This window comes from Paraburkholderia hospita, from assembly GCF_002902965.1.
GTDB lineage: Bacteria > Pseudomonadota > Gammaproteobacteria > Burkholderiales > Burkholderiaceae > Paraburkholderia > Paraburkholderia hospita.
Genome location: NZ_CP026105.1, coordinates 3,910,070 through 3,924,929 on the forward strand (window position 1 = coordinate 3,910,070; position 14,860 = coordinate 3,924,929).

Annotated in this window: 12 protein-coding genes; 4 read left to right on the forward strand and 8 right to left on the reverse strand. The window is 62.8% G+C overall.

From position 1 onward, the window contains the following. Positions 1 to 74 precede the first annotated feature (74 nt). The 7 genes from C2L64_RS17810 to C2L64_RS17840 form a co-directional block, all read right to left on the reverse strand. Positions 75 to 2,120, reverse strand: a complete 2,046-nt coding sequence (locus C2L64_RS17810) for a methyltransferase domain-containing protein (protein WP_090834662.1) — start codon at positions 2,118 to 2,120, stop codon at positions 75 to 77. After that, the gene (locus C2L64_RS17815) at positions 2,117 to 3,403 is read right to left on the reverse strand and encodes a class I SAM-dependent methyltransferase (protein WP_090834663.1); all 1,287 of its coding nucleotides are present in this window, start codon (positions 3,401 to 3,403) and stop codon (positions 2,117 to 2,119) included. The genes C2L64_RS17810 and C2L64_RS17815 overlap by 4 nt, the downstream gene beginning before the upstream one ends. After that, positions 3,400 to 4,452 carry a pseudaminic acid synthase gene (pseI, locus tag C2L64_RS17820; RefSeq protein WP_090835009.1) on the reverse strand — a complete coding sequence of 351 codons (1,053 nt, stop codon included), beginning with the start codon at positions 4,450 to 4,452 and terminating at the stop codon, positions 3,400 to 3,402. The genes C2L64_RS17815 and pseI overlap by 4 nt, the downstream gene beginning before the upstream one ends. Positions 4,453 to 4,525: 73 nt before the next feature. Then, entirely contained in the window at positions 4,526 to 5,227 is a 702-nt protein-coding gene (gene pseF, locus C2L64_RS17825; protein WP_090834665.1) for a pseudaminic acid cytidylyltransferase, read from the reverse strand. Beyond that, positions 5,224 to 6,390: a UDP-4-amino-4,6-dideoxy-N-acetyl-beta-L-altrosamine transaminase gene (pseC, locus tag C2L64_RS17830; protein ID WP_090834667.1), complete on the reverse strand. Its 1,167-nt coding sequence runs from the start codon at positions 6,388 to 6,390 to the stop codon at positions 5,224 to 5,226. The genes pseF and pseC overlap by 4 nt, the downstream gene beginning before the upstream one ends. Beyond that, entirely contained in the window at positions 6,387 to 7,382 is a 996-nt protein-coding gene (pseB, locus tag C2L64_RS17835; RefSeq protein ID WP_086918087.1) for a UDP-N-acetylglucosamine 4,6-dehydratase (inverting), read from the reverse strand. The genes pseC and pseB overlap by 4 nt, the downstream gene beginning before the upstream one ends. 73 nt (positions 7,383 to 7,455) lie before the next feature. Continuing rightward, a complete protein-coding gene (locus C2L64_RS17840) occupies positions 7,456 to 8,067 on the reverse strand; it encodes a formyltransferase family protein (RefSeq protein ID WP_090834670.1) in 612 nt (203 codons plus the stop codon). A gap of 6 nt (positions 8,068 to 8,073) precedes the next feature. Here C2L64_RS17840 and C2L64_RS17845 point away from each other — a divergent pair, with 6 nt between their 5' ends. The 4 genes from C2L64_RS17845 to C2L64_RS17860 all read left to right on the forward strand — a co-directional run bounded on the left by C2L64_RS17845 (position 8,074) and on the right by C2L64_RS17860 (position 13,342). Continuing rightward, positions 8,074 to 8,670 carry a YdcF family protein gene (locus C2L64_RS17845; protein WP_090834672.1) on the forward strand — a complete coding sequence of 199 codons (597 nt, stop codon included), beginning with the start codon at positions 8,074 to 8,076 and terminating at the stop codon, positions 8,668 to 8,670. Positions 8,671 to 9,055: 385 nt separating this feature from the next. Then, positions 9,056 to 10,099, forward strand: a complete 1,044-nt coding sequence (locus tag C2L64_RS17850; protein WP_244144486.1) for an alginate lyase family protein — start codon at positions 9,056 to 9,058, stop codon at positions 10,097 to 10,099. Positions 10,100 to 10,175: 76 nt separating this feature from the next. Next, on the forward strand, positions 10,176 to 11,564 hold the full coding sequence (locus C2L64_RS17855) for an L-serine ammonia-lyase (RefSeq protein ID WP_007581619.1): 1,389 nt from the start codon (positions 10,176 to 10,178) through the stop codon (positions 11,562 to 11,564). 77 nt (positions 11,565 to 11,641) lie between these two features. Next, entirely contained in the window at positions 11,642 to 13,342 is a 1,701-nt protein-coding gene (locus C2L64_RS17860; RefSeq protein WP_090834680.1) for a thiamine pyrophosphate-binding protein, read from the forward strand. A gap of 303 nt (positions 13,343 to 13,645) precedes the next feature. On the opposite strand, the gene C2L64_RS17865 is transcribed toward C2L64_RS17860, so the two are convergent. After that, on the reverse strand, positions 13,646 to 14,794 hold the full coding sequence (locus C2L64_RS17865) for a branched-chain amino acid ABC transporter substrate-binding protein (protein WP_090834684.1): 1,149 nt from the start codon (positions 14,792 to 14,794) through the stop codon (positions 13,646 to 13,648). Positions 14,795 to 14,860: the final 66 nt, after the last annotated feature.

Genomic DNA, 14,860 nt, shown 5'->3' on the forward strand with positions numbered 1-14,860 from the left:
CAGCAGCCGAAACAGCAAGGCCCGATGACGACTTCGTCACCGGGCCTTTTTCGTTTGCACGCGGGCAGCGTGCGTCAGCCTTGCAGCGGATCCTTTTCCAGCACCAGATGGAACTGGATCGTGCACAACTCGAGCAATTCGTCGCGCGTCACGTCCTTGAGCTTCATCCGATCCATGTTGATCTCGGTAGGCGCGGTGATCGCCTGGTTCTGATTCCAGAGGTCTCTAAGCCTGCCGTCGATCGCGTGCTCGGCGCGCACGATCCGATATCCCGTCTCCGCGACGAACTTCACGATCTCTGCGAGCGTAAAGAAGCGGATATGCGTGATATCGAGCAGGCCGGCCGCGGCATAGGTCCATTTGCCTTTGCTCAGATCGTCCATCAGCATCAGGTTGCGCACGTTGGGGATACTCAGCACCAACTGGCCTTTCGGCGACATGTAGGGACGCAGCTTCACCATCACGTCCCAAGGGTTGTACATGTGCTCGAGCACATCGGCGAGCAACACGCCGTCGAGCGTGCCCTTCGCGATGCCTTCGCGCTCGAGATCGAAGTCCTCGAACTTGCCGACCAGCACGCGATCGATCTTGCTGCTAGCCACCTGCGCGGCCGCCCGGTTCATTTCGATGCCCCAGACCTGACTGGTCGGGAAGCGCTCCTTGATCAACGCCGCCGTGCTGCCCGCTGCGCAGCCGATATCGATCACGATCGCCGGATCGTTTGAATACATCGCAACCAGGTTGGGACGGCCCGGCGTGTGGTAACCCTCCGCGATCTCGCCCGACTCGACGTCCAGATACTGTTGCCACACATGGCGCTGCATACGCGGCGCGAGCCCCTTCGCGGCACCGGTCAGTACCTGCGCGACCCGCACTGTCGCCATGCCATCGCCGTCGTTGTGGTTGTAGTGCGCCGCGCGCTTCTGGCCAAGTTGAACCAGGCCCGTGCGCAATTCCGGGTTGGTAAGGATCTGTTGAAGCGCCGACGCCAACTCGTGCGCCTCGACTTCGACAACGCCCGTTTCTGCCTCGAAGCACGGGCCCATCAACATACCCGCCGTGTTCATCAGATTGACGACGGGCGTGTGCGCCAGCATGCCTTCGACGAGATAGTTCGAGTCCACGGCAACGAGCACATCGGCACCGGCAGCGAACAGTTCCGTGTCGTCGGTCGCGTAGTAATAGCCATCTCCCGATGCGCCCAGTTTCGCGAGAATTTCGGCGCAACGCGTCTCGCCGAACGCGGCATTCGACGGACGATCCTTGATGACGGCGTTGATCTGAATACCCGCCCTTTTCAGGCTTTCGCACGCGATCATGAACGCACGCACCGACGCGTCATAGATGTCTTCGATGCAGTGCGCGCTGAGATTCGCGGCCCACGTCGTGCCGAACACGACGAGCGGCAATTCTGCCTTCAGCCCGTACTTCGTGTTCAGCTGCTGACGGCATGCCGGCTTCTGCTTGCGCAGCGTCGCATAGCCGTCCCACGCAGGATTGCCCGTGGCGATCAGCCGTTCCGCCGCGACACCCAGATCGCGATAACCCTCGACGCCGCGCTGTCCGTATACAACGAGCTTGTCCGCGATCAGTTCGTCGTGCACCGTGTACGGATCGACGAGCGCGATCGAGTGCGCGAGATGCACGCTCGGAATGCCCTGCGCGCGAGCCCATGCCGTCGCCGTCTTGCCGACGCGCGTCATATCCTCGTTGGTGACGAGTAGCGCGATGTCGTACTGCTCGGCCGCGCGCTTCAGGCATTCGAGCAGTTGCACGATGGCGGGCAGGTCGCCCTTGACGCTCTCGAACACGACCGGCCGCAGCTTGTCCGACGCATCGGCGGCGAAACCGCAAAATTCCGGCTGCTGCTGGATGTGACGTTCGAAGGTGCCCAGCAGTTGCTGCGTCTCCGCGCTCACCGTCTGCGCCGCACTCGCGTCCTGCGCGAGGCCGTCGATCGACACCAGCGTGCTGCCCGTCTGCGCAACGGCCGCCTGCATCTGCGGCGACAGTGAACCCATCGATGCAATGACCGTCAACGGTTCATGCATCTGCAGGAACTGCTGCAGCGCGCCGAAGTGTTTGCCCCAAAGCAGGCTGATAATGGCCTTCTGCTTCATTGCCGGCCCTCGCTAAAAATTCCGAAGTATCGGGACAGCAGTGCCCGAACCAGGTTGTATTCCGCGCCGACAGTCACGTCGGTGCCCGCCTTGAACTTGTCTGCGAGTTCCGCCGACCAGCCGCGCGCAATTTCCGTCGACTTCTGGTCGAGCGCATTGCTGACGAGCCATGTCGACAGTTCGCGCAGCATCTGCGGTGACACGGCGCCGCGAAACTCGAAGTTCGGACAGCGCGTCAGCAGGCATTGGAACAACAGAAAGAAAAAGTGCCGGCTGCGCAACGGCTTGAGCAGCTTGTCGAGTTCCGCGCTCATCGCTTCGGGCGCGAGCGGCAGCCATTGCACGAGATTGGCGAAGTCGAGGGAATCGAGCGCCGCGTTGCGCGCGGCCATGTCCGCCGCGAAACGCGCGTTGGCCGCCGGGTCGGCCCGGTTGTCCAGCACGACGAACATGCGGCCCGCGATCTTCGGCGCGAGATGCGCGACGATCGCCTCTTCGATAAAAAGCCCGAGATCGAACAAGCCCTGGTCGCGCGCGAACCAGGACAGCGTGCGCTTCCAGCTCGCTTTTTGCTCGAGCGACTCATACAGCAGCCAGTTCGTATTACCGCCGCCGAGAAATGCTCCGTAAGGCACAACCGTTTCGATTGCAAAGCCCTGTGCATCGGCGAACTCGACGAGTTCGGCGATACTCGCACGCGACATGTACAGGCCAAACTTGCCTGCTTCGTCGGTGGCGCGCAGCGCGTCGGGCCATTGGGATTTGTCCGCGCCATACGCGGCGACGGCGTGATCCTGCGTGTGAATGTCGAAGATGATCCGGCCGCCCGGACGCACGACGCGCTTCCATTCGAGCAGCGCTTCACGCCAGTTCGGAAAATGCACGAGCACGTTCAGCGAGACGGCGCAGTCGAAGGACGCGTCGTCGCACGGCAAGCTCGCGACGTCGCCGACCTGCAAACGGATCGGCGAGCCGTTCGCGAGGCGCCGCGTCTCGTCGAGCATCGCCTGCGAGCTGTCCACGCCCATCACGTCGTAACCGTCGGCGACGAGTGGCAGCGCGGCCCGGCCGGTGCCGACGCCGATGTCGATGATCTTCGGCCCGCGAGCGTGACGCCGGATCGTGTTGATCTCGACGGCGTTCTTCAGCAGGTTGGTGGTCTCGCTTTGAACCATCCGGCCCGAGTACCAGTTCACCATGCCCGGATCTTTCCACGCATCGGTTTTCCACTGGATCAGATCCTTGCGATCCAGCGGCCCAGCGTTGTTGGGTTGTGCGCTCATTTCAGAATGTCCCAGGTAAGAGGCGTGCCGCGCCTGATCGGCGCGCGCGCCGTCATGCCGATCACCGTATCCAGATGCTTCGGCGCCATGCCGAGTCCAGGCCGGATCGCGCGGACGTTGTCGAGCGTCAGCGCTTCTCCCGCGCCGACATCCTTGACCACATACAGCGAGCGCCGGAAGACCATCGACTTGCGCTCCTGTTCGTTGGTCCCATAAGTTGCGTGACCAAGCGCCTGCCATGCACGCTCCGTTTCGATCACGAGCGAACGCATCTCATCCGGCTCCAGCGAGAACGCCGAGTCAACGCCGCCGTCGGCGCGCCGCAACGTGAAGTGCTTTTCGACGACGGTCGCGCCAAGCGCAATGGCCGCGACTGCGGCGCCGACACCCATCGTGTGATCCGACAGGCCCACCTGGCAATCGAACAGCTCGCGCATGTGGGGAATCGTGCGAATGTTGCTGTGCTCGGGTGTGGCGGGATACGAGCTTGTGCACTTGAGCAGGATCAGGTCTTCGCAACCGGCGCTGCGCGCCGCGCGCACGGCCTCGTCGAGTTCCGCGACGCTCGCCATGCCCGTCGAGATGATCATCGGCTTGCCTGTCGCGGCGATGCGCCGGATCAGCGGCAGATCGGTGTTCTCGAAGCTCGCAATCTTGTACGCGGGGACGTCGAGTGTTTCCAGAAAGTCGACGGCGGTTTCGTCGAACGGCGTCGAGAAGGCGAGCATGCCCAGTTCGTTCGCGCGATCGAACAGCGGCTTGTGCCACTCCCACGGCGTATAGGCCTGCTGATACAGCGCATAGAGCGATTTGCCCGCCCACAGGCTATTTTCGTCGCCGATATGGAATTCGCCTTCGTCGATGTCGAGCGTCATCGTGTCGGGCGTATAGGTTTGCAGCTTGAGCGCGTGCGCGCCGCTGCGTGCCGCCGCTTCGACGATTTCCAGCGCGCGTTCGAGCGACTGGTTGTGATTGCCGGACATTTCCGCGATCACGAACGGCTGACTGCCGGGGCCGACGGACCGGTTCGCGATTCTGATTTCTTTCATCGATAGTTTCCTCACGCCTTCCGCGCGTCCCGTCATCGGGACACGCAGTTCCTATGTATTGCGCGTTCCCGCTTCATCCGTTCGATTGCGCGAGCGCCCGAAGCGCCGCGAACATCAGCTCGGCGCGCCGCCAGTCTTCGGGCGTGTCGATGTCCTGCACGAGATGGCGCGGCAGCACGACGGGCATCGACAGCGGCGAAAAAAGCGTGTCGCCGCGCTGCCATGCTTGCGTGCGTCCCCAGTAGAACTGCCCGGCGTCATGCCACGTTTCCGGCAAGTCCTGCGAACGCGTCAGACGATGTTCGGGATAGACGGCATCGAGCCCGCCGTCGGTCGTCAGCCGCAATGCCCGCTGCACGGGGAACGCGAAGGTCGTCACCGAAAACGCATACGACTTCTCGCGATGCGCCTCGAGCATCGAGATACCTTCGCGCAAGTAGCGAACGTCGATGAACGGCGCGGTGGCGTAAATGCAGCACGCGTATTCGTAGTGTTCACCGAGCGCGCTCAACGCGTGCTGTACGACTTCAAGCGTGCCGGCATGGTCGTTGGACAGCTCCGGGGGACGCATGAACGGCGTCTGCGCGCCGTACTCGCGCGCGACGGCCGCGATGTCCTCGCTGTCTGTGCTGACCACGACGCGATCAAACAGCGCGCTATCGAGCGCCGCGCGAATCGAGTGCGCGATGATGGGCACGCCGTCAAACAGGCGAACGTTCTTGTGCGGAATGCGCTTGCTGCCCCCGCGTGCGGGAATAATGGCGACGCGGCTCATCCGAGCACCCGCTTTAGTTGCGCCACCACGCGATCCTGCTGCGCATCGGTCAGGGCCGCGTAGAGCGGCAGGCTGAGCGCCTCACGGTAATACTGCTCCGCTTGCGGAAAGTCGCCGGGCTTGAAGCCGAGGCGGCGGTAGTACGGTTGCAGATGAACGGGGATGTAGTGAACGTTGACGCCGATGTCGGCGGCTCGCAACGCATCGAACACCGCGCGGCGATCGGCATGCGCACTGTTGTCCTTCACGCGCACGACATAGAGATGCCACGCCGATTCGTCGAGCGCATCGAGCTGCGGCAATTGCAGCGGCAGATTCTTCAGCAGCGTATCGTAGCGTTGCACGAGCATGCGACGTCGCGCGAGAAAGCCATCCAGCCGCTTGAGCTGCGACAGCCCGAGTACCGCCTGGATATCGGTGATCCGATAGTTGAAGCCGAGCTCCTGCATCTCGTACGACCACGCGCCAACGTCCGGCTCATCCATCTGTGCGGGATCGCGCGTGATGCCGTGACTGCGCAAGCGGCGCAGGCGATCGCACAACGCGGGATCGTTGGTTAGCACGGCGCCGCCCTCACCCGTGGTCACGATCTTCACGGGATGAAAGCTGAACACCGTCATGTGCGCGTAGTCGCCGCAACCAACGGGGCGCCCCGCGTACGATGCACCGACAGCATGCGAAGCATCTTCGATCACCGTAAAGCCGTATTCGTCGGACAGACGCTTCACGCGCTTCATATCGCAACTGCCGCCCGCGAACGCGACGGGAATCACGACCTTCGGCAAGGTGCCCGCGCGACGCGCCGCCTGCAACTTCACTTCGAGCACGTTGGCGTCCATGCACCACGTCAGCGGATCGATATCGACGAAATCGACGTCCGCGCCGCAATACCGGCCGCAATTCGCCGATGCGACGAACGTGTTCGGCACGGTCCACAGGCGGTCGCCCGACCCCAGCCCTGCGGCGACGCACGCGATATGCAGCGCAGCAGTCGCGTTGCATACGGCGACCGCGTGACGCGCGCTGGCGCGGCGAGCCAGCTCTTCCTCGAAAGCGGCAATCGCCGGGCCTTGTGTGAGCCAGTCGGAGCGCAGCACCGCTTCGACCGCTGCGATGTCCGCGTCGTCGATCGATTGGCGGCCGTACGGAATGAACGTGCTCATGGATGTTGCTTGTCGAGGGCAGCCAGTTCGTCTACCGTGAGGAACCAGCCGTTGTTGTCGGATGTGTACTTGAAGCCTTCCGTTACCCGACTGCCCGTCTCGCCCATGCCGTTCGTCTCGTACTCGCTTTGCACGACAAAACGGATCGCCGGCGTGATGACGTAGTGATCGTGATATTCAAGCGTGTGCAGACTGTCGTCGCGCGCAATCATCATTTCGTGCAGCTTCTCGCCGGGACGAATGCCAATCACGTGCTGGTCCAGTTCGGGCGCCATCGCCTTCGCCAGATCGACGATCTTCACGGACGGAATTTTCGGCACGAAGATCTCGCCGCCCTGCATGCGCTGAAAGTTCTTCAGCACGAAGTCCACACCGTGATCGAGCGTGATCCAGAAGCGCGTCATGCGCTGATCGGTGATCGGCAGGCTCTTCGCTTCTTCGGCAATCAGCTTGCGGAAGAACGGCACCACCGAGCCGCGTGAACCGACCACGTTGCCGTAGCGCACGACGGCAAAGCGCGTGCGATGCTTGCCGACCAGATTGTTCGCCGCCACGAACAGCTTGTCGGACAGCAGCTTGGTCGCGCCATACAGGTTGATCGGGCTGGCGGCCTTGTCGGTGGACAGCGCAATCACTTTTTCGACGCCGTTCTCGATTGCGGCGTTGATCACGTTCTCCGCGCCCGTCACGTTCGTGCGGATGCATTCCGTCGGGTTGTATTCGGCCGCAGGCACCTGCTTGAGCGCGGCGGCATGCACCACGTAATCGATGCCGCGCATGGCCTGGCGCAGGCGCTCGCCGTCGCGCACGTCGCCGAGGAAATACCGCATGCACGGCGCGTCGAATTTCTGCTGCATTTCGTATTGCTTCAGCTCGTCGCGCGAGAACACGACGACGCGCGATGGCTTGTATTGCGCCAGCACGGCCGAGATGAACTTGTGGCCGAAGGAACCCGTGCCACCCGTGATCAAAATTGCCTTGTTGTCCAACATTGTTCGCTTCCTTGATATCGAGCCGTACTTCTCGTGAGCCGCCGTGTGCGTTCCGATTGCCTGCCTGTTTCCGTCAGCCGCCGCGCCCCGCTTCACGGGACAACGCGCGGTAACGCTGCCGAAGAACGGGAATCGGCACGTTCCATCCGTCGTTGCCCAGCAGCGAATCCTTGAGCGCCGAAAATTCGGACGCGCGATGAAAGGTGCCGGCGCCGCTGTGCGCGCGCGGCGCGATTCGTCCGTCGCGCAGCGAAGACCAGTTCTCCATGAACAGTTCGCCGATCGTCTGCTGCAATGTCGCGTAGCTGCTGCCGAGCGTCTCGCTGTCCTCGTCGAACGAAACTTCGCGCTGCAGCAGGAGCGCGCCTGTATCGATGCCCTCGTCGATCATGTGGATCGACACCCCTTTGGGCGTTTCGTCGAGGAACGACCACAGGTTCGGATCGGCGCCGCGGTTGTACGGCAACAGCGAGATATGGAGATTGATGAACCGGTCCGGCGCCGCAGCGAGAACATCGCGCTTCAGAATGTGACGGTACGAGTGACTTACAATCAGGTCCGGCGCAAGCGCTGCGATTTCCTGCGCGCTCACGGGCGTCTCCCGCACGGTCAGCGTTTCGCGTTGGCCGAGCCAGTCGGCCAGCGGCCGCGCCGCCTCGCCACTCGTCAAAAACAGTACTTTCATTTGCCTATGCCGAACCCTGAAGATTTCACCGACGCGCGTTACGACGCCGTCGTGGTCCTCGCGAACCTGATGGATGCGGACGGAACCCTGAACGACGAAACCCGCGCACGCGTAGACCTCGGCATCGAAGCAATGAAAACCGCCAGGGCGCCATTGCTGGTGATGTGCGGTTGGGCATATCGCGATGATTCGGACATCTGCATCGCCGACGCGATGCGCCGCTACGCACTCGAATACGCGAACCTCGACGCATCGCGCATCATCGCGGAGACCACGTCGCGCGACACAGTCGGCGATGCGGTCTTCACCCGGCGCAACCTCGCGACCACCTTCGGCGGCCCGCGCATTCTCGTCTCCACCAGCCGCTATCACGCTGCCCGCACGCTCGAAATCTTTGCCTTTGTCTACGGTCCTACCTTCCACATCGATGTCGTGGGCGCCGGTGTTCCTCCGACTGCCGCGCAACTGACCAGCGAAGCGCGCTCGCTCGACGCCTTCCGCACCACCTTCTCCGGCGTCGCAGCCGGCGATGCCGACGCGATCTTCGAGCGGTTGCGGGAGCGTCATCCGTTCTACAACGGCGACGTCTATCCTCGCGTCTGACGCGGCGTGCTGCCGTCCACGATCCTTCCACTCACGACGCAAATCCCTGTAACACGTTAGGCAGTATCGACGACATGCGGAAAAAACGACGCGTGGAAATGCAGCCGAAAACCACGCCAATTCGGCCGATAAGGCGGCACGGCGCGACACGAGGCGGACGGCCCGCTGCCACGGGCGCACGTCCCGCGCGCGGCGCACGACGCGCTGAGCCTCGCACGTTCGCCCGTCGGGCTGTCGCTTTGCGCGTCAGACGGCTAACATCTCACCTTGGATCGAACCAGAGGAGCCATGCATGAAGCGAAACGGTCAGGCGCCGATACGCCGTAGCGCGCGCGCATCATCGACGCATCCGTTTCTTCCGCGCATTGCCGCCACGTTGCTCGCCATGGGAGCATTCGCGCTGCCGCCGGGCCCGGCCTACGCCGCGATGAACCTCTGCGCCGCGCCCGCGCTGCAAACCAGCGAGCGAACCAATTCCGATCCGGGCGTCAAGGCTTTGGTGAGCAACGTCCAGGCGCATCTGAACGAGCCGGCGCACGCGGTGCGTCAGTTGCATACGGAAGGCACGCTGCCTCACGAGGGCATCTACGACCAGAGCAAGGAAGCGGAGAAAGATCTCGACCTGTTGCGCGATGCTGCCCTCGCGTGGCGCGCCACCAGCGACGACCGCTATCTGAAGCTGGTCGACCGCCTGTTGTATGCATGGGTCACGACCTACCAGCCGTCGTTCAATCCGATCGACGAAACGCCGTTCGAAGGGCTGATCCTCGCGTACGACATGACGGCGAGCGCCCTGCCCGTGAAAACGCGCAATGCAACGATGGTCTTCCTCGCGAAGCTCGCGAACGGCTATATCGCGCAGATCGACGCGCAAAAGCGGCCGCTGACGGGCACGTTCCGTAACAATTGGCAGAGCCACCGCGTAAAGCTGATCGCCATGGCGGCTTTCACGCTCGACAACCGCAAGATGATCGAGGCCGCGCAGCGCCTGTACGTCGAGCACGTCAACGACAACATCGCGCCCGACGGCACGACCGTCGATTTCGGCGAGCGCGATGCGCTGCACTATGTGACTTACGATCTGCAGCCCCTGGTGACGGCCGCGCTCGCCGCGCGCCGCCACAACCGCAACTGGCTCAACGAACGCGCGCCGAGCGGCGCGACGCTCGCCGCCGCGTTGAACTGGCTCACGCCGTATGCAATGGGCGCTCGAACGCACGACGAATTCGTGCGTTCGAGCGTGCCTTTCGACACAAAGCGCCGCGAGGCCGGTTTGCCGGGCTATAGTGGACAGTGGGACCCGAAGAATGCGGCTGAGCTGTATCACCTCGCCGCACGGCTCGACGGACGCTACACGCCCGTCGCGCTGAAACTGGCACCGACGCCGCCCGCGTGGCTCGCCGTGTGTCTGCCGTTGCCGGCGCGTTGATCACGCGCGGCACATTCTGCTGCCGCGCTACCCGCGCAGTGCAGCACAAACGAATTTCCAGCTAGCAGGAGCAGTGATGGCAGTCAGCGTTTTCGATCTCTTCAAAATCGGCATTGGCCCGTCGAGTTCGCACACGGTCGGTCCCATGCGCGCGGCGCTGATGTTCGCGCAAGGGCTCGAGCGCGACGGACTGCTCGACAACACGGCATCGGTGAAAGTCGATCTGTATGGCTCGCTCGGTGCGACGGGCAAAGGCCACGGCACCGATCGCGGCGTGATGCTCGGCCTGCTCGGCGACGCGCCCGATACCGTCGATCCCGACACGATTGCGGCCCGCCTCGAACAGGTCCGCACGTCACGCACGCTTACGCTGCTCGGCACGCACCCAATTCCCTTCGTGCAGAAGGACCACATTTCGTTCTACCGGCAGGCACTCCCCGAGCATCCGAACGGCCTCAAGCTGCGCGCTTTCGATGCGAACGGCGAGACGCTGCGCGAATCGACGTATCTGTCGGTTGGCGGCGGTTTTGTCGTGACGGCAGGCGCGCCGAATACGAAGGTGCTCGCCGCCGTCGAACAGTTGCCGCATCCGTTCCGCAGCGGCAACGATTTGCTGGAGATGTGCAAGGCGACGGGCAAGAGCATCGCGCAACTGATGTGGGAAAACGAGCGCGCATGGCATACGGATGAAGAAACGCGCACGGGCCTGCTGAAGATCTGGGACGTGATGCAATCGTGCGTTGCGCGCGGCTGCGGCATCAACAATCCGGACGCGGACGGCAATCTGCCTGGTCCGTTCCAGGTGAAGCGGCGCGCGCCGCAACTGTATCGCGGGCTGACGGGCAATCCGGAGCGCGCGTTGCAAGACCCGCTGTCGATGATCGACTGGATCAATCTGTACGCGATCGCCGTCAACGAAGAGAACGCGGCGGGCGGCCGCGTGGTCACTGCGCCGACCAACGGCGCGGCGGGCATCATCCCTGCCGTGCTGCATTACTACACGCGCTTCATGCCGAACTCGAACCAGCAAGGCGTGTTCGACTTTCTGATGACGGCGGCTGCAATCGGCATTCTGTACAAGCTGAACGCGTCGATCTCCGGCGCGGAAGTGGGCTGCCAGGGCGAAGTGGGCGTCGCATGCTCGATGGCGGCGGGCGCGCTCGCGGCCGTGATGGGCGGCACGCCGCTGCAGGTCGAGAATGCCGCGGAAATCGGCATGGAACATAACCTGGGCCTCACGTGCGACCCCGTCGGCGGGATGGTGCAGATTCCTTGCATCGAGCGCAATGCGATGGCGTCGGTAAAAGCGGTGAACGCCGCGCGCATGGCGCTGCGCGGCGACGGCAGTCATTATGTTTCGCTCGATTCCGTCATCAAGACGATGCGCGAAACGGGCGCCGACATGAAGACCAAGTACAAGGAAACGTCGCGCGGCGGGCTGGCGGTGAACATCATCGAATGTTGATGCCGCTTTTACGAATGACATCGGCGAGGGTCTCGGCGTAAGCTGTCGAAGCTCTTCTGACTGGAGGTGTCTTCGCAATGTCGCTGTCTTCCGATGCTTCAAATATGACTACTGGCGCGCGGCTCATGGTCGACGCGCTGTTGACGCATGGCGTCGAGCGCGTGTTCTGCGTGCCCGGCGAAAGTTTTCTGGCCGTACTCGATTCGTTGCACGACGAGGCTTCGCAGATTCGGACGGTCGTGTGCCGTCACGAAGCGGCCGCCGCCAACATGGCGGAAGCCGTCGGCAAGCTGACGGGCCGGCCGGGCATTGCAATCGTCACGCGCGGCCCGGGCGCGACGCACGCATCGATTGGCGTGCACACCGCGTTTCAGGATTCGACGCCGATGATCCTGCTGATCGGCCAATGCGCGCGCGAGCATCTGGACCGCGAGGCGTTCCAGGAAATCGACTATCGGCGCATGTTTGGACAGATGGCGAAGTGGGTCGCGCAGATCGACGACGCGCGCCGCATCCCCGAATACATGAGCCACGCGTTCCACACGGCGACATCGGGCCGTCCGGGTCCTGTCGTGCTGTCGCTGCCGGAAGACATGTTGAGCGACGCCTGCGCCGCGATGCCGGGCGCGCCCGCCTATCAGCGTGTTGCAGCAGCGCCCGCGCCGCAGCAGATCGAGCGTTTGCGCGGCCTGCTCGAAGGCGCGAAGAAACCGATGGTGATCGCAGGCGGCAGCGGCTGGACGCCGCAAGCATGCGAAGACTTGCGCACATTCATCGAAAACTGGCAGCTCCCGATCGGCCTCGCATTCCGCTTCCAGGACACGCTCGACAACGAGCATCCGAACTATGCGGGCGACGTCGGACTCGGCATCAACCCGGCACTTGCCAAACGTATTCAAGACGCGGACGTGCTGTTTGCGCTCGGTCCACGCCTGGGCGAAGCGACGACGAACGGCTACACGCTCTTCGACATTCCGAAGACGAAGCAGACGCTGATCCACGTTCACCAGGGCGCGGAAGAACTGGGCCGCGTCTATTCCGCCGATCTGCCGATTGTCTCCGGCATGCCAGAGATCGCGTCGATGCTGGCGCAACTGAAGCCGTCGACGAAACCCGTATGGGAAGGCGCGGCAAAAGAAGCGCACGACGCGTACCTCGAATGGCGCAAGCCGCGCAAGATTCCGGGCGACGTGCAGCTTGGCGAGATCATGTTGCAACTGCGCGAGCACTTGCCGAAGGACGCGATCCTGACCAACGGCGCGGGCAACTATGCGACGTGGCTGCACCGGCACTTCGCGTACCGCCACTTCCGCTCGCAGCTTGCGCCGACGAGCGGCGCTATGGGCTATGGCGTGCCGGCGGCGATTGCGGCGAAGTCGCTGTATCCGGACCGCGCGGTGGTGGCTTTTGCGGGCGATGGCTGCTTCATGATGTCGTCATCGGAAATCGCCACGGCGATGCAATACGATCTGGCCGTGATTTTCATCGTCGTGAACAACAGCCAGTACGGCACGATCCGCATGCATCAGGAGCGGCATTATCCGAACCGCGTGCACGGAACGGGGCTGACAAACCCGGATTTTGCAGCGTTCGCGAAGTCGTTCGGCGCACATGGGGAAACGGTAGAGCGGACGGAAGACTTCATGCCGGCGTTCAAGCGCGCGCAGGAATCCAAGAAACCGGCGGTGATTGAAATTCGCTTGCTTCAAGAAGCGAGCACACCGGGCGCGACGTTGGAACAGGTGCGCGAGCAGGGAAAGAAGTTGCGCGGGGAGTAAGCAGAAGCAAGGCAACCCCTCAACCCCGAGCAGAAGGAGCCCGTGCCGTTGAGGGCCCGTAGGCAAGGGTCAAGCGGATCGGTGTGAGCCGCTTTCTTTTGCCTACTTTTCTTTGCGGCGGCAAAGAAAAGTAGGTGCCGCCCCGCACAGGGGCGACGCCTGCACATCAAGCACCGCATCGCGGATGCCATCGACAAGCGCAAAAAAGCACAAAAGCCTCGCAGAGTAAAAAACCCTACGAGGCTTCATAAAAACTCAGCAGCGCTCAGCTAAACCACCCAAGCGCCGCAAGGCAAAAAAACCTTACTTCCCACCCACGCTCTGCAGCGTCGTCCACTTACCATCGACAACCTTATACAGCGTGATACCGCCGTTCTTCAGATCGCCCTTCGGGTCATAGGACAGATCCTTGGTCGTCACAGCCGGCATGCTCGTCTTCGCCAGCACCGGCAGGTACTTCGCCGGATCCGTCGAGTTCGCCTTCTTCATGGCATCGAACATAGCCATCGCGCCGTCATAAGCGTACGGCGAATACGTCTGAACGTCCTCACCAAAGCGCTTCTTATACTTGGCAACATAATCCTTGCCACCAGGCATCTCTTCGAGCGGCAAACCAGCCAGCGAGGCAACCGTACCATTAGCCGAATCGCCTGCGACTTGCAGGAACGTCGGCGTGTGGACCATTTCGCCGCCCATCAGCGGCGCCTTGATACCCAGCGTCTTCATCTGCTTGACCATCGGCGCAGCCTGCGAATCGGCGCCACCGTAATAGATCAGATCAGGCTGAACCGACTTCAGCTTCGTCAGGATCGACTTGAAGTCGACGGCCTTGTCGTTCGTGAACTCACGATCGACGATCGTGCCACCCGCAGCCTTCGCTGCCTTCTCGAACTGATCCGCGAGACCCTGGCCATAAGCCGTACGGTCGTCGACGATCGCGATCTTCTTCATGCCCAGCGTCTTCACAGCGAACGTGCCCGCGACGGAGCCTTGCTGCGTGTCCGAGGTCATCATGCGGAACGTCGTCTTGAAGCCTTGCTGCGTGTATTCCGGCGCCGTCGCCATCGCGATCTGCGGAATGCCCGCGTTCGCGTAGATGCGCGATGCCGGGATCGTCGTGCCCGAGTTGAAGTGGCCGAGCATGCCCTTGATGTTGTCGTCGACCAGCTTCTGCGCGACCGTCGTGCCCGTGCGCGGGTCAGCCTGATCGTCGGCCGCGTCCAGCACGAAGCGAACCTGCTTGCCGCCGATCACCGGCTTCGTCGCGTTCATGTCTTCGACTGCGAGCGTGATGCCGTTCTGGAAGTCCTTGCCGTAGTGCGCCTGCGCGCCCGTCATCGGGCCGGCGAAGCCGATCTTCACGTCTTCGACCTGCTGTGCGTGCGCAGTCCCCGCCAGCGACATGGCAGCGAACAGCGTCGCGCCTGCCAGCTTTTTCATCGTATGTTGCATAGCTTCTCCTTGGTACCAGGTGTGGACGGCGCGGTGATCGGGGTCGCCGTCTCGCGCCATTTTTTT

Excerpts from the sequence above, each read along its gene's own strand:
- C2L64_RS17855 (WP_007581619.1), top strand. The coding sequence starts at position 10,176 with ATGGCAGTCAGCGTTTTCGATCTCTTCAAAATCGGCATTGGCCCGTCG.
- pseF (WP_090834665.1), bottom strand. The coding sequence starts at position 5,227 with ATGAGCCGCGTCGCCATTATTCCCGCACGCGGGGGCAGCAAGCGCATT.
- C2L64_RS17810 (WP_090834662.1), bottom strand. The coding sequence starts at position 2,120 with ATGAAGCAGAAGGCCATTATCAGCCTGCTTTGGGGCAAACACTTCGGC.
- C2L64_RS17860 (WP_090834680.1), top strand. The coding sequence starts at position 11,642 with ATGTCGCTGTCTTCCGATGCTTCAAATATGACTACTGGCGCGCGGCTC.
- pseB (WP_086918087.1), bottom strand. The coding sequence starts at position 7,382 with ATGTTGGACAACAAGGCAATTTTGATCACGGGTGGCACGGGTTCCTTC.
- pseC (WP_090834667.1), bottom strand. The coding sequence starts at position 6,390 with ATGAGCACGTTCATTCCGTACGGCCGCCAATCGATCGACGACGCGGAC.
- C2L64_RS17865 (WP_090834684.1), bottom strand. The coding sequence starts at position 14,794 with ATGCAACATACGATGAAAAAGCTGGCAGGCGCGACGCTGTTCGCTGCC.
- C2L64_RS17815 (WP_090834663.1), bottom strand. The coding sequence starts at position 3,403 with ATGAGCGCACAACCCAACAACGCTGGGCCGCTGGATCGCAAGGATCTG.
- C2L64_RS17850 (WP_244144486.1), top strand. The coding sequence starts at position 9,056 with ATGGGAGCATTCGCGCTGCCGCCGGGCCCGGCCTACGCCGCGATGAAC.
- C2L64_RS17845 (WP_090834672.1), top strand. The coding sequence starts at position 8,074 with ATGCCGAACCCTGAAGATTTCACCGACGCGCGTTACGACGCCGTCGTG.
- C2L64_RS17840 (WP_090834670.1), bottom strand. The coding sequence starts at position 8,067 with ATGAAAGTACTGTTTTTGACGAGTGGCGAGGCGGCGCGGCCGCTGGCC.
- pseI (WP_090835009.1), bottom strand. The coding sequence starts at position 4,452 with ATGAAAGAAATCAGAATCGCGAACCGGTCCGTCGGCCCCGGCAGTCAG.